The 16,665-nt window shown below is 39.1% G+C and carries 15 protein-coding genes; all 15 read right to left on the bottom strand.

What is annotated here, in order from left to right; translation table 11 throughout:
- Window positions 1–61 precede the first annotated feature (61 nt).
- The gene (locus B7E04_RS17220) at window positions 62–514 is read right to left on the bottom strand and encodes a GNAT family N-acetyltransferase (protein ID WP_080779729.1); all 453 of its coding nucleotides are present in this window, start codon (window positions 512–514) and stop codon (window positions 62–64) included.
- Window positions 515–777: 263 nt separating this feature from the next.
- Window positions 778–1,764 carry a hypothetical protein gene (locus B7E04_RS17215; protein ID WP_139785428.1) on the bottom strand — a complete coding sequence of 329 codons (987 nt, stop codon included), beginning with the start codon at window positions 1,762–1,764 and terminating at the stop codon, window positions 778–780.
- Window positions 1,757–3,343 (bottom strand): hypothetical protein, encoded by a 1,587-nt coding sequence (locus tag B7E04_RS17210; protein WP_080779725.1) that lies wholly within the window; start codon window positions 3,341–3,343, stop codon window positions 1,757–1,759. Before B7E04_RS17210 ends, B7E04_RS17215 begins: the two co-directional genes overlap by 8 nt.
- Window positions 3,344–3,430: 87 nt before the next feature.
- The gene (locus tag B7E04_RS17205; protein ID WP_080779724.1) at window positions 3,431–4,300 is read right to left on the bottom strand and encodes a hypothetical protein; all 870 of its coding nucleotides are present in this window, start codon (window positions 4,298–4,300) and stop codon (window positions 3,431–3,433) included.
- A 43-nt stretch (window positions 4,301–4,343) separates the two neighbouring features.
- Window positions 4,344–4,832, bottom strand: a complete 489-nt coding sequence (locus tag B7E04_RS17200) for a hypothetical protein (RefSeq protein WP_080779722.1) — start codon at window positions 4,830–4,832, stop codon at window positions 4,344–4,346.
- Complete coding sequence (locus B7E04_RS17195; protein ID WP_080779720.1) at window positions 4,829–6,493, bottom strand: hypothetical protein; 1,665 nt, start codon at window positions 6,491–6,493, stop codon at window positions 4,829–4,831. Before B7E04_RS17195 ends, B7E04_RS17200 begins: the two co-directional genes overlap by 4 nt.
- A gap of 20 nt (window positions 6,494–6,513) precedes the next feature.
- Window positions 6,514–7,089, bottom strand: coding sequence for a hypothetical protein (locus B7E04_RS17190; protein ID WP_080779718.1), 576 nt, complete (start codon window positions 7,087–7,089; stop codon window positions 6,514–6,516).
- Entirely contained in the window at window positions 7,070–8,746 is a 1,677-nt protein-coding gene (locus tag B7E04_RS17185; RefSeq protein WP_080779716.1) for a PAAR-like protein, read from the bottom strand. Before B7E04_RS17185 ends, B7E04_RS17190 begins: the two co-directional genes overlap by 20 nt.
- 90 nt (window positions 8,747–8,836) lie before the next feature.
- Window positions 8,837–10,720 (bottom strand): type VI secretion system Vgr family protein, encoded by a 1,884-nt coding sequence (locus tag B7E04_RS17180; protein WP_080779714.1) that lies wholly within the window; start codon window positions 10,718–10,720, stop codon window positions 8,837–8,839.
- 415 nt (window positions 10,721–11,135) lie between these two features.
- Complete coding sequence (locus B7E04_RS22225; RefSeq protein ID WP_165439464.1) at window positions 11,136–11,312, bottom strand: RNA-binding protein; 177 nt, start codon at window positions 11,310–11,312, stop codon at window positions 11,136–11,138.
- A 136-nt stretch (window positions 11,313–11,448) separates the two neighbouring features.
- Window positions 11,449–11,919: a hypothetical protein gene (locus B7E04_RS17175; RefSeq protein WP_080779713.1), complete on the bottom strand. Its 471-nt coding sequence runs from the start codon at window positions 11,917–11,919 to the stop codon at window positions 11,449–11,451.
- A 570-nt stretch (window positions 11,920–12,489) separates the two neighbouring features.
- Complete coding sequence (locus B7E04_RS17170) at window positions 12,490–14,892, bottom strand: hypothetical protein (protein WP_080779712.1); 2,403 nt, start codon at window positions 14,890–14,892, stop codon at window positions 12,490–12,492.
- A 158-nt stretch (window positions 14,893–15,050) separates the two neighbouring features.
- Entirely contained in the window at window positions 15,051–15,563 is a 513-nt protein-coding gene (locus B7E04_RS17165; RefSeq protein ID WP_080779711.1) for an AAA family ATPase, read from the bottom strand.
- Between the two features lie 223 nt (window positions 15,564–15,786).
- Window positions 15,787–16,113: a transposase gene (locus B7E04_RS17160; RefSeq protein WP_080779710.1), complete on the bottom strand. Its 327-nt coding sequence runs from the start codon at window positions 16,111–16,113 to the stop codon at window positions 15,787–15,789.
- Between the two features lie 76 nt (window positions 16,114–16,189).
- On the bottom strand, window positions 16,190–16,612 hold the full coding sequence (locus B7E04_RS17155) for a transposase (protein ID WP_080779709.1): 423 nt from the start codon (window positions 16,610–16,612) through the stop codon (window positions 16,190–16,192).
- Window positions 16,613–16,665 lie beyond the last annotated feature (53 nt).

Genomic DNA, 16,665 nt, shown 5'->3' with positions numbered 1-16,665 from the left:
GCTGGTTGCTGGTTGCTTGAAACTGAGTTTCTAAGTAGTGGAGTAGAGGTTCAGGAGTGAATCAGGACCCGGATGTTTCCATGGTCATAATGTATTTATCAATTCCTTTACTGAATCCATCCGGGACAATCTCTACCGTTTTAAAACCGTTCCTTTCATAAAACCCGGCGGTATGCTGTGACGTTTCAATAGTGTAGGGCATGGAAGGGTAGGTCTTTTTAAGCAAATCAATCCGGTATTGGGTAAAATCTTTTCCAATGCCTTTTCCATGATAGTCCGAGTGAACCATTCCCCAGGATAATCCTGCCAGATTCTTTTCTGTATCTAAAAAAATGCCGCCACATCCAATAATCTTACCATCCATTTTAACCACGAAGTAGTTATCTTCAGTATATTCATCTAAAAAGCTTTCAAAGATTGGTAATTCTTCTATCGCAAAAAATTTAGGCAAATTACTCCTGAAGATTTTAATGCAGTCTTCCCTGAAAATTTTTGTGTAATTGATGATTTTCATAGTGTTAGTTTAGTAATGGAAAGATACGGGAAATTTGGTTATTGATGTTGGAAAATCGCAAAGACGCAAGGTTTTTAAACTGTGTAGATAGTTTAAGGCGCAAGAAAATCAAAGATTTTCAGCTATGTGATAAATGGTGGGATAAGGAAAGCAGTATTCAATTTTATCAGAGATAAAATCTTTGCGCCTTAAAAACGGTTTTTGAATATAATTTTGCGTTTTTGCGATTTTCCAATAAAAAATCAATACAGCAACCGACTATATTACTTAAATTCCCGCTTTTCCAATACTCCGTTTTTATACAATTCAGTATAGATCAATGTTCCTTTTTTCCTGGTATTTAAGATAGGTTCTCCTGTTTCTTCATTATAGTTTTGCAGTAATTTATAGAATCTCCAGGTTCCGGTGGGTAATCCATTTTTATATTCTGCTTCCAGATAGGTGTACGGATCTGTAAATTCCGGATTTTTTTGTAATTCTATAGCGTTGTTTGCTTTGGTTTCTGTCCATTTTCCTTCCTTAAGGTGGTTTTTCACTGTGCCCTGTTCCTCATTATTTTTATAGGAACCATCACGATCATAGTATCGGGCAAATTTTCCGGAAGGCAGAATCTGGTATTGCTGTACAGGTTGTAACTGAAAAGGGTTTTCCGTCAGTTCATAATCCTGGAGAGAAATAATATAATTTTTATCGATGTTGAACAAAGTATAATTGGCAAATCCCATTTCTCCCTGATGATTAAGGTATATCCGCTTCATATCGATAAGCTTACCACCTTTTGTTGATACTAAATATATTTTTTCAATAAATGGCTCGGCATAAAGGACGGTATTATAAACCGCCATAAAATACAGGGAATGGTCTCCATAACACAGAAAATCAGATGCCATGCTAATGCGGTCATATTTTTCATTGACGCTGGTGCCGAATGGCAAAATCACATTGTATTCTTCGGAAAGTGTTACGAGGTCCTTTTTTACTGATTTTTCAAACCGCAAGTCATTAAGTTCTTTCAGTTTATTTTTATCATCGATGGCAGACATAACGGATTCAACGGTGGCCCGTTTTGAAAGATCTGAATATCCGAAGGGCAGCGTTATACAATCAGCTTTATTGGTATTCAATACCATTGATGCCTGATCTGCTGAACGGGCATCCGCAGGTATTGCCTTATTTTCCGTCTGAGCCTTAGTCTGGCAGGAAAAAAGGAAAAACAAAACCGTACAACAAAGTATATTAATTTTAGGCATATATATCTGATATTTGATTAAACCCGTGAATATGCAGGTGATTATTATGCCGGGGAGTAGCGGTATGGATGGTATGAGGCAGCCGTGAATTGGCATTATCTGCGGTGCTGGCGTTTGCAGTATTGCTGAAGTTTTCTGAGCGGCCTAACAGAAACCCGAAATCATACAGAATATTCCGGAGAATTACTGCATTGTCATAATCAAAATTCGCTGCGGTGAGGACGGTATTGACTCCATCCTGCTGAGTCGTTAATAAATTCAAATCTCCCGCTTCTCCATTCACGTGTTCTGCGCTGGGATAGCACGACGCATCAGCATAGGAAAACCCCTGGGAAACAATGTAATGAGTGTGTCCTTCCTGTCTGAACTGTGCCAATGACCCTAAGAAACCGGCAAATAGATCCGGCTGGATGCTCCTTCTTCTGGTATGCTGAAATCCATACCGGATGATCACGCCGTTCTGATTATAATTGAATGCTTCAAAAATCTGCGGCCCAACTCCTGCGTTCCCGATAATATCCATATTGACCATGTCTACATTTCCCGGTTGGTTAGCATACCATTTGTCGGTGGCTCCATCCCCGAGAGTTCCGTTGGAATACACCCGTAAATAATGGGCATCTATATTTTCTCCGGCAGCTCTGTTCGCTGTATAATCTATGGTTTCCAGAAGAGTTCCTCTTTGGGCTACCGGTGGAATGGTATTGACTCTTCTTTTTCTGGTTACACTTTCTTTGGTTCTGGCGCAGATCCTGTGCTCGTTGTCGTTTTGATCGTAATAGAAATAAATAACTTCGGTAGAATGGGCATTCTGAACTTTCTGAATCCGTCTTCTCCCTCCGGTATTATTCTCCGCGAGGGTATTGTACGTATTGCTGCCGTGGAATATGGTGTATATATTTTTATTGACCACTCTGAATCTTGCGGTGTCATCATCCAGGAAAGTACCGGCTCCGTTTACCTCTTCCTGTCCGTCCTTATAGGCACAAGGGTTATTGTCTGTTCTTTCTACTGCCACTTCCAAATTAATACTGCCGTCTGCCAGTCTTTGGCTCCACTCATCAAAAGTTGCCCTGCCATCCGGCCTGAGCTGCAGCTTAATAATGGCTTTGTTGATATGGTCAGCCTGTAAATTGGCGTAATGATCATGTCTGCCGTTCCTGTTGTTAAGGGCATCAAAATTTCCTACCTGTACTGTGAACATTCTCTGGACCTCATACCGGTCAGGAGATACAAAACGCATGAGCTGTAAGGTATCTGTATTTTCCGTCATGGTATTGGCTGATGGTCTTATCACCACATCTATGCTGAGGTCTGTCATATTGGTAGTTTCTATGACCAGATACACCGTTTTTCCTAAAACGGAATCATATGGAATCGCCTGATTCTGATCATCCTGCTGGGCGTGGGCAGAATCAATTTTTGTAAAACTCACCCTTGTTCCATCGTCTGTCGTCACTTTTTTGGCAAAATAAACATCGCTGATCCGCTGCAGTGAATCATCGGGAGTATCCGGCGCTAATGGAGGATTTAACGTCTGTGTTTGCCCGGAATCTGTTATTGTAATACGTGTCGCCATGTTAAGATTTTCTTTTTTAATATGGAATTTTGAGAGTTCCTTAGATGATCTTCGGTTTTATTTTCTTAAATGAGTCTATCCTGTTTTTTATACTTCATCATAGCTTACTTCTTTGATATGATAGATGATTTTCTTCTGGTAGTTTTCTCCGAGGGAAAATTCTATCGTAAGCTTATGCTCCAGCACTTCTTTGGTCACAAAGTCCAGTAAGATCTGCCCTTTGTATTTGTCCAGTTTTGGGACATCTGTTTCCCTGTTATAAGCTACTTCCTTTCGGTTCATTTCTCCGTAAAACATTTCCCAATTTTTATCTGATGGAATATTTCCGGTATATTGTACCAGTAATAACTCCTCATCACAACGCATAGCCTCTGTCTGTACGGTTTCGTCTATATCTATTACGGTATGGGTCATAAAATTAAGGTAACGCACCGTATGTTTTCTCTGATTCTCTTTTTCATACCTTCCGTAGAATTTATGGAGGATCATTCCAAAATGATTGTTTTTTAGAAAATCCTGACCTACTACATTTTCATTCCGGTAGAATGCTTTTAAATTCTGATAAGAATCTTCCGCCTTTTTGCCGACATAGGACCGGGAAAGCTTTTGTACCGTTTTTTCCGCTCTGTCCTGAAGAGCCGACAATTCCTGTACATTTTTTAATTTTGCATATTCATCCGTAATGAGCACTACATCATGATTGATCTCTGCAATTTTGGCTAAAAAATCTTTTTCGGACAATGAGAGTTCCTTATCCTTGTGAACCCTGTCAAACATTTCAATATGATATTCAAACCTATCTTTTTCCAAACGTTTCAGCGTCACATGAAAAATTTTGTTGAGTTCGTTTCTATGGGTTTTTCCATTAATGATGGTATATTCATTGCAGGAAAAGCGATAGAATTTCTTTCCTTCCAAAAGACTTAACTGAATATTTATAGGAAATACAGGCTCCATATTATTTCACTTACTTTATAACTTATTATAGCCCATTCAACTATTATTTTCCCGCGAAGACTACTTTTCCTCCGGAGGAAACCCACTGGCTTTTTTTGTTCCATGATCCGTCACAATCCTGCTGCATCTGTTTGATTATTTTGGCTTTTTTCAGATCAATAATGGCACAGGTGTAGTTTTCATGCAAGGTACTGTCTTTATCACTTTCGTGCACATATTCCTTGATAATGGCATCCACGACTACATAGTTTGCGTTGGGAGACAGGGAAGAAAAGAGCTCACTTCCGGTACCTTTGAATTCACTTCCTTTACCTACTTTTATCTTCTTCTTTTTATTAATGATATGGAGGTTATACCAGAGTTTCATAGGGCTGTTGTAGGAAGCATAGTACAATGAGAACGTATCATTTAAAACAATGATGGTGTCTTTCTTTGCTGCTTTATCCTGCACCTCATGATTTCTGTAGGAAGCCGTGTTTCCACAGGTGATGCAAATGACCAGGATCATCAGGATGGATGTAATTTTTTTCATGACAAGTTTGAATTTTTCTGCATTTTTTCATACCGCTGATCCATATCGGTACCTCTTCTTTTATTCCCGTAATCATCAAGGATTTCCTGCTCGTATTGACCGTGCTTATCTCCCCAGTCGGCAGGGTTCCTTGATAAATTTTCTAATTTTTCACCTTCTTTTTTAGTTTTGTTTTCTTTGGCCGTATTGGCGTCTTTTTTTGCGAAAAAACGGTCCAGCGCGGCACCGAAATCATCTTTTACAAATCCCGGGCGGTTAATGTGATGATCCAGCGCGGTGGCTTTTCCTAATTTCGATTTTAAATAATCCGACAGTTTATAGGAATATCCTGTAGGTACCAAAGGAAGCACTACTTCTTTTAACCTCTTAATAAAATCCAGCACCTGCTTTTCCTGGAATGTTTTATCAATAACCGCGTTCACGATCGGCTGAAGAGGTTTACATTCCACGGTTTTTCCAAATAAAGATTCCTTACAGTTTTCCCTGATCTTATCGGATAATGTATTTCCTGTAATTTTCTCTGCTTTGGAATCTGCAGTATCTTTATAATACAGGATCCCGGATTCTACCGTCCATCCGCATGTTACGAACAGCTCGTCATATTTTTCAGGATACTGCTCTTTAAATTCTTCAACCTGTGTGGTAAATTCTCCTTTTCCGGTATGGTCCACTGTTTTCTGCATGGCCCCGGCCGTTAAGATCATCTGCTCCCCGGAAAGGTCCCAGTCATAGGATTGAACTGAGTCCAGTTTACCTTCATTTTCAGACATTCCGACCAGAATAGACTTCTCTTCCTCTGTAATTTTCTTGTCTTCAATCAAGGTATCCCAATCGGCATAATTTTCAAGCTTTTTCGATCCCCAGTAGGCCGGGCCATATCTTTTGCTGTACCGGGTACAGGTGATGTCATAATTGTTTCCGCAATTACAGTACCTGATCTCAAACCTGTCGTTTTCTTTATTTAAAAACTCATGCGTATCATCCGGAAATTTCACTTCATCCTCTGTTCCTGTTACTTCAGCTTTGAAATATAAAAAGGCGTTAAGGTCCGGTCTTTTACTGAATTTCTCTATCAGTTTCTTTAAATCTTCATCACTTTTGGGACGCATGGTTATTTCTTTGGAATAGACCAGTGTACCGTCAATCGTGAATTCAATTTTGCTTTTTTCCTCTTCGCCGTCTAAAAACTTCACAGGATTTTCATAGACATTTTCTGCATTTTCCAGTTTGTTTTCATGGATCTCCACGGACAGCTTTCCGCTGGCTCCCTGACATTCTGCCACCACCCATACTTTCTTTTTAATGGTAGTGCTGTTTATTCTCTGAAAATCAAAATCGAGGGTGCCATCCGCTTTTTTGGCCTGTACTTCTTCTTCCCAGGTGATTTTCACCGATTGTTTTGCGCCTAATCTTACAGAATCATCCTTATCTGCCTGGATGTTTCTTCTTCCTTTTTTTTCATACTTCTTTTTCACATCAGATACCTGGCCGCCCTTTTGGACGGAATACGTTTCTTCCTTACGTTCCCAGATCATTTTAGGAACTTGTTTCGCAAAATATATTTTCACCACATTCACTTCATGATCCACCTGGTGCGGCGTATCATAAACCTTCTGATTGGGATTTGCAGAATAATTGTCTTTCTCTTGTTCTTCACTCATACCATTTTATTTTAAGCCGGTTATTGAAAATCGTTTGAGCTGTTATATTTTGTTTCCAGGTCTTTCATCAGTTTTGATTTTACTTTTGAGGGTAAATCCTTTAATGTAATGTTCAGATTGTTATTCAGTTTGCATTTGCCGTCTTCTCCGCAATAGTATTTGATATGATACAGGTATTTTTTATGGTTGTAGAATATCATATAGGAGACTTTCGTATCATTGTCCCAGTTTCCGCAATACGTAAAAGGGATGAATACTGCCTGGCGTTTATTGATGGTATAATCCGAAATATTATCTTTCTTTAAATTGATTAAACCTGATTGTGCATGGGGATAATTGTAAACGATACTGTCACTGTAATTTTTATTTTTAACCGCAGCGCTGATTATGGTGACCGCGCCGTCAAATCTTTCCTTTTCAGCGTTACACGGATTGATTACTTTTACGGTAAGCTTATTGGATACCGCCCCGTCTTTAAAGCCCTTATGGATCATCAGTGAGTCCTGATAATACACTTTCAGACTGTCATTCACAGACTGTTGTCCACAAACTGAAACAGAAAGAAATACGATAAAACTAATAGCTAAGCTTTTCATTTTTTGTATAGTAAATTGGTAATTCATCATCTTCAGTCTTTTTGGTATATTCTGTAGGGTAAATGGAAGAAGTTCTTTGTCCAAAGGTTCCCACGCATACTTTGTTCCCCTGATTTCCTCCAAGATAATATATGGTTTTGCCGTCACTGCTCTTTCCGACTGCCATGCTTACGTGATGTTTATTCAGTAAAACACATATGGAACCCAGTAAAGGCTGATTACCTGCTATCAATTTTCCCCATACCGGATCATCAAATTCTTCTTTTGCCAGGCCTTTTTTATCTGTCGGGTTTTTCTTGTATCCTGCTCTGTACCGGGTGTTTTCATGTCCGTAAGAATAGGCACCGGGATCTAGCTGGGCAGAATATCCGGATTTATTTAAACACCAGCCTACAAATGATGCACACCAGGAGCTGTTGTCGGTATTTGCGCAGGCAGTAGGTTTATTCTGCCGGTTTATGGCATGATATTCATCTACAATTTTTTTACAATGGGTGGATTCTGAAACGCCAAGCTCCTGTTCTTCACGGGCTTTGACAATCCATGGCTGCTCAAAATATTTTATTTTAAAATACTGACCTCCATTCAAAAAGGTGTTTTTTAAGCTGTTTTTACCTTCCTGACCAAGATATTCAATTTTGGGTTCATCAGAAGTGACTTCAATATAAACCGATGCTTCTTTGTCAGTGCTTGCTGCAATCAGTTTGGCAAGATCGAATGATAGATCATCAGCCCGTTGATTCAGCATCAGCCTTACTACGGCTTTATTTTTGAATTCTGCTGAATTTTCTATAGTGGGATCATTGGCAAAATTATCAACAGCCACTTCAAATTCAGTTTTTGCTTTTATACCCGCATATTTTGAAGCATCCGTTACCTTTTCCACATCGGTTAGATCAATTAAACCCAAATCAGCATCCACGTCTGTTAAAACCTTTGTTTTCCCGCTTTTAACCTTAACTTTTATCTTTTTCCCGGAAAGACCTTCCGTCTCAACAATTAAAGCAACCTGATAGCTTAATCCCCGTTCTGATATTTTTTCTGTAGCTATTTTCGTGGTTTCTACTTTCTTTTTTACGGTAACTTTCTTGCCCTTTTGCTTGCTGTACACTTCTTCCTCTTTTTCAACAGGGGTGCCTTTTTCTGAGGTCCATTTAACGAAATAAGCATCAAGAATTTTAGGCGCATCATCAGTCTGAATCTCACTTTTTATACTCGCAGCCTGCGGAATTGCTGAAGGAGAAGCCGTATTAAATTCAGGGTCACAATTGATAAAAGATTCTTTTACCAAAGCGGTCTGTTCCTGTATCACAGAGGTTCCCAGGTTCTGCCACGGACTTAATTTGATCACGCTCATACAAGGTGGGGGAGACATATTTCTTGCCGGCCATTTTGGGTGTCCACAGGTTCCTTTGAACTGAAGGTTGACCATATTGTTTCCATCACCCTTTGTGGCAAATATTTTATCCTGAAGATTGATTTCGTTAGACGTCACTTTCAACTCCCCGGGGCCTTGGGCATAAGGACACTTCAGCTCGGCTCCATGCAACACCATTTCCCTTTTTTCTGCAGGAGAATCTTCGCTGGATTTTTTTTCCTTTTCTGCTCTTTTTTCAGAAAGCTTATCATCGTGCGCTGAAGTATTTGGATTTTCCATGTGTTAGTATTTTGGATTGGGCTCAATTGCTGAAGCTGGAATCAAATTCACCGGCAACAATTGAAAATTTACTTTCATCACCCGTCATCATTAACCTTTACTTACTTTAACGTCTTTTCCGCCCTGGAATACAGCCAATGTGGTTCCTCTCAGCTTTAAATCACCTTTGGAGGTCTGTATATCGGCCTCTCCGGAAATACTTTTAAAGGCATTACCGGTGCTTTCCGTCTGGTCTTTTTTAACGGTAACGATTTTGTTTTCGGAGGTCTGAGTATATCTTTTGGTAATGGATTCGGTATGGTCATTTCCAATGTACATATTACTGTCTTTCCCGATCTTGGTGGTCATATTCCTTCCCACTGAAATATGCATATCTTCCCCTGCGGTAAAGGTCATATTTTTCGGCGCAGTAACGTTAATATTACCTTGGCCATCCATAAAATAGGTATTTCCGCTTGGATCTTTAATGGTAACACTTTTGTCCGCGTCATTCATTAAAACCTTAATCCCGCTTCTTGTCTGTATAGATTTCAAATGATTGTTTACGCCTCCACCTAAGCCTACCTGCCCGTGAAACATGCCACCCATGGCAAACGGAAAATCGGGATTGTGGTATTCAAATCCCACCATCACCTGATCGCCAATTTCAGGAACAGCTACAAAACCGCGGTTTTGTGTGACAGCATCCGTTCCACCTGCATCGGGACTCATCATTCTGATAAAGTGTGTGGTATCATTTAACTGCCAGTCAAAGCGCACCTGTATTCTGCCCTGATTCAATGGGTCTACATTGGATATGACGGTAGCCACCTGCGGTTCTGCACTGGGCATTTGAAAATCCGGTTTCGGCATAAATCCGGTTCCTTCTGCGATGGCTTCAAAGCTTCCCGTATAGTATCCTCTCGCATCAACTTCATGGCTTACTTCTGTGATCATCAGCGTTGTGAAATGGGAAGTGTCATTGCTGCTGGTCTTTCTCATGGCCAGATCTGCAACACAGCCAATATATAGAAACGGAACGGTGGTTTGCCCTGAAACGGTAAAAACCTCTACCGCTTTGCTTCCCCTTGCACTTTTCTGGGAATCATCCACATCACGGAAAATATTGGCGTTGATGGGAGTAGGGGTCAGAGACCGGGTTGTGAAAATAGTGTCATTCAGGTCATACGCCTTGGAAGATAATTCTCCCACATGTTGTATGCGGTCATCAGAGCCCGTCATTTTAGTATGGCTGCTGCTGTTATAGCCAAAGTATTCCGGTTTGGTATGAACGGCTTTCAGTTCAACATTCACATCATTTACATTACTTCCATAGACCAGCTGGATTGGTTTTTCAGAGGCGGGGAGTTTTCCGAAATGAAGGATTTCACCGTCATAGTAAAACTGTTCTCCGTAGGCTTCTGCAATCCGGGTCAGGTAATTGTAATGGGTTTCGTTGTATTGTGCGCTGTAGCTGATGTAGCTTTTGTTTTGGGTATCTACCCTGAAATCAAATTTGTTGGTCCCTAATGTCTCTTTGATAATCCGGTTGGCAATAATGTTGGTATTCACCTCCTGGTTTCCTCCGAAACTTTGGGTATGCGGAGCAGAATCCATGAGAATAGTGGGACTTTTTCCTTTCAGGATAATGTTTCCCAGACTCATCTTTTCCTGGCTGAATGCTACTTTGGTAATGAGGCCCACAAATGTTCTTTCGGGGCTTTTATCTTCAGCATCTTTATATTTAAAAACAACGGTAATTCTTTTTCCTAAAAACTTCTGGGCCTGTTCAAGGTTGTGGTTTTGTACCTCACCTAAAGAATCATGGGCCAATACCAGTTCAAAATCATGGTGCGTTCTTGCACTCTGTTGTAAACGAAAGTGTTTAAAGTGATTGACAACCTTGCCCTCAACCACAATCTCCAGTTTTACCACACGGTTGATGCCCGCAATGTGGTTTTCTGAAACTTTATCAGAATTTGAGGTATTTTTCATAGTATTTTATGCGTTTTGTTTGGTATTATGTCACCTAAGTTAGATAAAAATCAGAATCATAAAGGAAAAAATATATTAAATTTTGAAAATTGTAGTAAAACTACGACTGAGTGAAAATTTTACTGTAAGTGGCTTTAAATTAATAAGTAACAGGGAAATGGGATTGGGAGGATGGAAGCCGGAAGAAGGAGGCTGGAAGTAATACCAGACTTAATATTAAACACCAGTCCTGGAATTTAATTAAGCAGTTTAGAGAATGAATAAAATTGAATTAAAGTTCTGTTTTTATACTTCAATAACTTCCATCTTCGGGCTTCAAACTTCCTGACAATATTTTGCTTGTGATTAGGACATAAAAAGCCCGTAAACAGGATTAATATTTGCGGGCGATTATTTTTTTTGAGTACTGTTATGTTTAAACCGGATCAGGGTAAAGAGGCGGACAGCTGTTGCGATAGTCGCATCTCATATCAAAAATCTCACATTGTCTTGGAGTACACATCGGCTGAGATAAAATAGGTCCGTCTCCTCCAAAGATTTTTTTCAGTTCTTTTTTCGTAAGCTTACCGGATCGGTTCTTTAAATTTTTCATAAAATATGGTATTTGGTATTAAAATATTTTTTAATCAAAATAGAAACCCAATATACACAAATAAACCATATGAAATGATTGATTGTTAATGCAATACAGAAAGTAATGTGCTGTGATTTCCCGGGAAGCTTAAAAATTACTTGAGAAGCGAATAGATTAAAACCCCAATTCCTGCATAAGCGGTAACCGTAATAATATCAGCGATGGGCTGTGAAAATCGTTTTTCCGCAATTCTCTCGCTATTGATCTGGTTTTTATGAAATTTCAGGATCTTTTTCGGCTGGTGAACGGGGTGTGCAACGAGGCTGTCGCTTTCCCATTTGTCAACAATTACTTTATAGCTCTTGCCATCAACCTCAATCTTAACATTTTTATTAGGGGCCAGCTTCTCCTGAATATTGACAGGAACAGGCACCGGTGGTGAGTTCGGGATCTGGGTTTCCGCTGCTGCATTTTTCATTTGCAGAGATGTATTATTGTCAGCAATACCTGCCTTTTTAGATTCCTTCTTATTGTCAGCCGCCGGATCCGCCGGCTTTTTTATCTGGTAAGTATAGCAGCTGCTAAGCGTCAATAATAGAATGGTGAGATATAGATTCTTTCGCATGAGCCAAATTTAAGAATTAAACGGAATATTTGGTATTTTCTTTTGAAAGATGGTGATTTTTGGAAAAAAATCGGCTGTATAAAGGTTCTGCTGGCGCAAGTGTCTCTCCAACGTTAAGAAGGTTGTTAAGATAAGGCTGAGAAGCGTGAAGTTTATTTAAACCATTAAGATGTATTAAGCTATGAAGTTTAATTAAGATAAATCGAAGATTTTAATAAGCAGAACTTCTTAAGGCACAGCCTGTCTTAATATTATAAAAACCTTAAACCAATCTTAATGGTTTAAAATTATATAAAAGTTTGCTGTTTGTGAGAATATTGCTTTAATATAACGCAAAGGTTTCATCATGCAATCTAATATTTTAAGGTAGCAAAGACAGAATCAATTTCATTGATTCTTCCTAAGCGCACGCATATCCATTCCCCTTCATTAGCGACTATGTCGCCCTCTTAGCTTTCTTAAAATCTACGCTATAAACCCTCAACTTTGCGTTTTAAAAAAGCACCTGATCCAAAGAAACAAAAAAGCCCTTCAAAAAAATTGAAAGGCTTTTAAAATACAGGAAATCTATTATTTAAAAATCTGCTGATCATACAGAAGATTATCATCTTCATCAAAGCTTATGATCAGAACTTTATATTGTTTTGCACTGTCGTTGTTGAAAAACTTAATTCTTGGCGGAACGTAATCACTGTCAAATAAATTAGGATTCCAGTACAGGGTTTCACGGGTATCGTTTTCAACTTTCTTTGCGGGATCATCGTTATCCAGCATTTCAACCGGGAATTCCGAAGGTTTATCATATCCTTTTATGACCGATGAATTGTTCTTTTGCGCTGGCTTTTCATTACTTTTGGTTTTCATATTGCCTTTCATGGTGTAGACCGCTACGGCATCACCTATCAAACCTGCTCCTTTTAAAATTTTTACCATTGCAATATTACTGACCGGTAGATTGGCGATCATGGAAGGGTCACTGGGGCTTTCATCCAGATACAGTTTAGCCTGCTGGCCGCGGATATAAGGTACGGTGACCCCTGAGCTGTTTCTTTGAAATGTTAACCCTGCAGCTCTTCCCTGCAGCCAGTCCAATATATTTACTGATCCGGAAATATGCTGGTCTTCATTAACGAAATCGAAGATCGTGGAGTTCATAGAACTGAACATTCCGGTGGAGAGCTGTTTGTCTAATTCTTCTTTTGGGTCCTGCTTTTTTCCAACCAGTTTTACTTCTTCAATTTCTACGTCTTCGGTTCCGGTTTTTTTATAGTTTTTCTGGGTATTGAGGGCTCTGGAAATGCCTGGGGGAAGGGTTTTCTTTTCACCGGATTTTACTAAGGTGTATTTTGTACCCGGGAAATTCCCTTTGAATGAAGTAGGATTGACCAATGGTTCTATATTGACAAATAAATTATCCGTATTGGATTCCTTATTTTTTTCTGAATTAACGAACAACGAAACCTCCAACGGTTCATCATAGTTTAGATTATTCAGATAAACATATCCATTCTGATCCGTTACAAACTGGTTGATGCCGGGTTCGTTTTTACCTAATTTCAGCACTAAACTTACAGTAGTGTTGGGCAGGAGCGAACCGTTTTTAATAGGTTTTACCTTGTAAGAAAGATATTGCTGAGTATTAGGTTTAATGGCCGGTGCAGATCCGCTGAGTACGGAATTCCAGTCGAATCTCTGCCACTTTTCAGAAATAAGGAGTGCATCCAGGGCTTCGGTATTGGCATTTTTGGAAAAATATTGCGCCGGGCTGTCTATTTTTGAAGTAAAATCTCCTGTTAGCCACAATCCGCTCAATAAATTATCTTCTTCAGGATTCTGCGTGCCGTTGTCTTCACTTACCAGAACCGTATAATTTTTGAAATAGGACTCCGGGGAAAGATCAATGCTGTTGAAAGATCTTGGGGTAGTTTTAATATTCTGGCCTATAACTTCCGCTTTCTCCATCTTTAGCTGACCGGGTTTTATAAAGCAGAGCCTTTGGGCAACCAGATTGTCCTGGTCATCAAAAATAGCCAGTTGCAGAACACAGTTCGCACCGTTGCTGATCTTTACAGGAATAAGACTGGTTGCTTCATTCGTTAAATTGTTGATATTGGCTTTGTAGGCAAGATGGTTATTGATGGTTCCTACAATTTTATAATTCTGAAGCTGCTGTTTTAAGTTGACGCCTTTCAACGTATATTTAATCCCTTCTTTAGAACTGGAAACGGCTAAATTAAGACCGCTTTCCGCAACCGGTGGCAGATCGATGGTTTTACTTTTCCCTGCATTATCCTGAATAATAACCTGGTATTTTTTTCCTGAAGCAGGCGTTATGCTAAAAGAGGCCACGTTTCTGTCAAAAGATTTAAAGGTTGTTACAGGAATATTAGGATTTTGTGTATCAACTACTTTTCCGGTCCAGCTTTCCGGCAGGGAAGTAGCGGCTGATAATCTAACCGCAAATTTCGAAGGTATACCTTTAATGAAAGTTCCTCCTTCAGGAAAAGCTTTTGCAGACCAGTCCGAACTTTTCGCAACCACCAGTGATTCTGTGGATTCAGGATTGTAGACCGGAATCGCTTTTACAATCTGAAAATCTTCACTAAAATTGGTCATATAAGGCGTATAGGCCCGTACAAAATAAATCTGTTCCGGAAGGCTTTCTTTGAGTTGAAAATCTCCGCTCCCTTCACCGTTGGTCAGAAGTATCGTTTTCCAGTCTATTAATTTTTTATCAGCATTGTATAATTCAACGAATAGAGTGGTAGATAAGGCAGAACGGTTGTAGCCGTCAAATACAAAGCTTTTAAACCAGATCTTATCGCCGGCTGCATACTGTGATTTATCGGTAAGTAAGTATACTTTCTCCTGCTCGTAATTATTCTCCAGATTGGTGATTGCTTTTTCTAATTTAGTTTGTGCCAGTACAGGTTGCACCATGGAGAGAAGCAGTACACAGAATATATTTTTCATAGAAATCTTAACGCATTTTAAATCCGGAGCTAAATTACTTAATTAAAGATTTCAAAATCTGATAATTCATCTTTTAATTTGAAAAATAAAGTAGATTTTTAATTAATTGATCAGAATTATGGCGTTTGTTTTTAAAGCAGGAGATAAAATTTCAGATTCTACGATGAAATCACTGCAAGAACCTGATCTCTGCGATTCGATAATGAACCGCTTACTTTAATAACCTCCACTCCAAAATCTTCACTCCAGTCATGAAGTACATTGTTGACCTGAGCTCTGAGTTCTGGCAGTTCAATCTGATCGGCAGGGATCAGATCCGGCTCTTCAACAGGAATAAACACCAAAAGATCAATTTCAGCCATGATGGTTTGAGCTTTTTCAAAAAGATGTTGAATGTTTCTGCGGGGATCCAGAACATGAAGATAGGCTAAGAGGTCAACCACACATCGGTCCAATATCACGTCGTCTCCGCTTTCGGAAATCAGCTGGGCGGAGTAATTAAACTGTTTCACGAAATCCTCAGCATCAGGATCTTCTGAAAAATCATACCCGGAAGATTCCAGTTGATGATAGGGTTCTGCTTCGAGGGTATACCCGGGAAGATGCTCCAGAAGTTCTTCTGCCAATGTGGTTTTACCAACGTTATGGGCTCCGGATATTGCAATTCTCATAGTTCAGTTATTTTGTTTTGGGCGGGCTTATACATTTTTGATATTGTAACAAGAAAAGCCAATCGTAAAATTAGCTTTCTTTTGCGGACTTTATATGCTGTTCAATCACCTTTACTGAAGATATGGGAATGTTTTGGAAGAATGTGGTTTTAAATCAATACGCTAAATGTATTATTTTAATATCCTTTTTAATGTGTTTCAACTAAAATAAACGATTTGTATTTTACTGAAACATTCTCCGCCATTTGGTCATCGTATTTTTGCTTATTCCAAAGTGTTCAGCTACCTGAAGATTAGTCATTCTGTAATTTCTCTGGTAATTAAGGATGCGTAGAATATCCGATTCATTGTAGGAACGGAGTTTCTGATTCATCTTTTTGAAATCCTGGTCTTTGGTACCAAAGATTCTGTTATTCAGCTCCACAATATCCAGGGCAGAAAGTGTTTTTTTTCCTAATAGTTTTTCACATTCTTTTTGTTTATGAGGGAATTTCCGCTCAATAATGTCTGAATAGATTTTTTTATAATCAGGTTGACTTTGTTTTTTCATAGCATGATTTTAAAATTCCAGATAGGCTTTTTCCATTGATAAATATTTTTAGCTTTTCATTTCTGATCCTATGCTGTTATTGATTATGTTTTGCAACCCATTTGCATAAAGTGGTATAAGGGATTCCATACTCATCCGTAATCTGGCGTTTAGTCTTTTCCTGCTTATCTATCAGTTCCAAAATGAAATCTATTATTTCCCGGGTATAGATGTTCTTTCTGAAATGGGGAAGCTTTGAAGAACCGGATTCCCGGAAAGAAGCAGAAGGCGGTGCATAAAGAATCAGGTGTTGGGAATATAGTCTGAAGAAATCATATTCAAGCAGCTTGCTCCATCTTAATAAAATATGGGTAGACAGGTTTTCCTGCATGTACATTTCGTTGATTTCAGTTTCCGTACATTTCAAGAAGTTGCAGATGCGGGGGAGGTCAATATTGTTTTCCTTAACCCGCTGATGTATATATTTTCCAATATGAATATTTCTAAAGTTTGATTTCATAAGTTGTAATTCCACGTTTGTTTTACCTTCAGGCTGAGGTCTGACTGGTATTC

It is taken from the genome of Chryseobacterium phocaeense (genome assembly GCF_900169075.1).
Taxonomy (GTDB): domain Bacteria; phylum Bacteroidota; class Bacteroidia; order Flavobacteriales; family Weeksellaceae; genus Chryseobacterium; species Chryseobacterium phocaeense.
This window is presented reverse-complemented; position numbering and strand designations above follow the sequence as displayed.

Excerpts from the sequence above, each read along its gene's own strand:
- B7E04_RS17215 (WP_139785428.1), bottom strand. The coding sequence starts at position 1,764 with ATGCCTAAAATTAATATACTTTGTTGTACGGTTTTGTTTTTCCTTTTT.
- B7E04_RS17175 (WP_080779713.1), bottom strand. The coding sequence starts at position 11,919 with ATGCGAAAGAATCTATATCTCACCATTCTATTATTGACGCTTAGCAGC.
- B7E04_RS17205 (WP_080779724.1), bottom strand. The coding sequence starts at position 4,300 with ATGGAGCCTGTATTTCCTATAAATATTCAGTTAAGTCTTTTGGAAGGA.
- B7E04_RS22225 (WP_165439464.1), bottom strand. The coding sequence starts at position 11,312 with ATGAAAAATTTAAAGAACCGATCCGGTAAGCTTACGAAAAAAGAACTG.
- B7E04_RS17180 (WP_080779714.1), bottom strand. The coding sequence starts at position 10,720 with ATGAAAAATACCTCAAATTCTGATAAAGTTTCAGAAAACCACATTGCG.
- B7E04_RS17195 (WP_080779720.1), bottom strand. The coding sequence starts at position 6,493 with ATGAGTGAAGAACAAGAGAAAGACAATTATTCTGCAAATCCCAATCAG.
- B7E04_RS17220 (WP_080779729.1), bottom strand. The coding sequence starts at position 514 with ATGAAAATCATCAATTACACAAAAATTTTCAGGGAAGACTGCATTAAA.
- B7E04_RS17160 (WP_080779710.1), bottom strand. The coding sequence starts at position 16,113 with ATGAAAAAACAAAGTCAACCTGATTATAAAAAAATCTATTCAGACATT.
- B7E04_RS17165 (WP_080779711.1), bottom strand. The coding sequence starts at position 15,563 with ATGAGAATTGCAATATCCGGAGCCCATAACGTTGGTAAAACCACATTG.
- B7E04_RS17155 (WP_080779709.1), bottom strand. The coding sequence starts at position 16,612 with ATGAAATCAAACTTTAGAAATATTCATATTGGAAAATATATACATCAG.
- B7E04_RS17170 (WP_080779712.1), bottom strand. The coding sequence starts at position 14,892 with ATGAAAAATATATTCTGTGTACTGCTTCTCTCCATGGTGCAACCTGTA.
- B7E04_RS17185 (WP_080779716.1), bottom strand. The coding sequence starts at position 8,746 with ATGGAAAATCCAAATACTTCAGCGCACGATGATAAGCTTTCTGAAAAA.
- B7E04_RS17190 (WP_080779718.1), bottom strand. The coding sequence starts at position 7,089 with ATGAAAAGCTTAGCTATTAGTTTTATCGTATTTCTTTCTGTTTCAGTT.
- B7E04_RS17210 (WP_080779725.1), bottom strand. The coding sequence starts at position 3,343 with ATGGCGACACGTATTACAATAACAGATTCCGGGCAAACACAGACGTTA.
- B7E04_RS17200 (WP_080779722.1), bottom strand. The coding sequence starts at position 4,832 with ATGAAAAAAATTACATCCATCCTGATGATCCTGGTCATTTGCATCACC.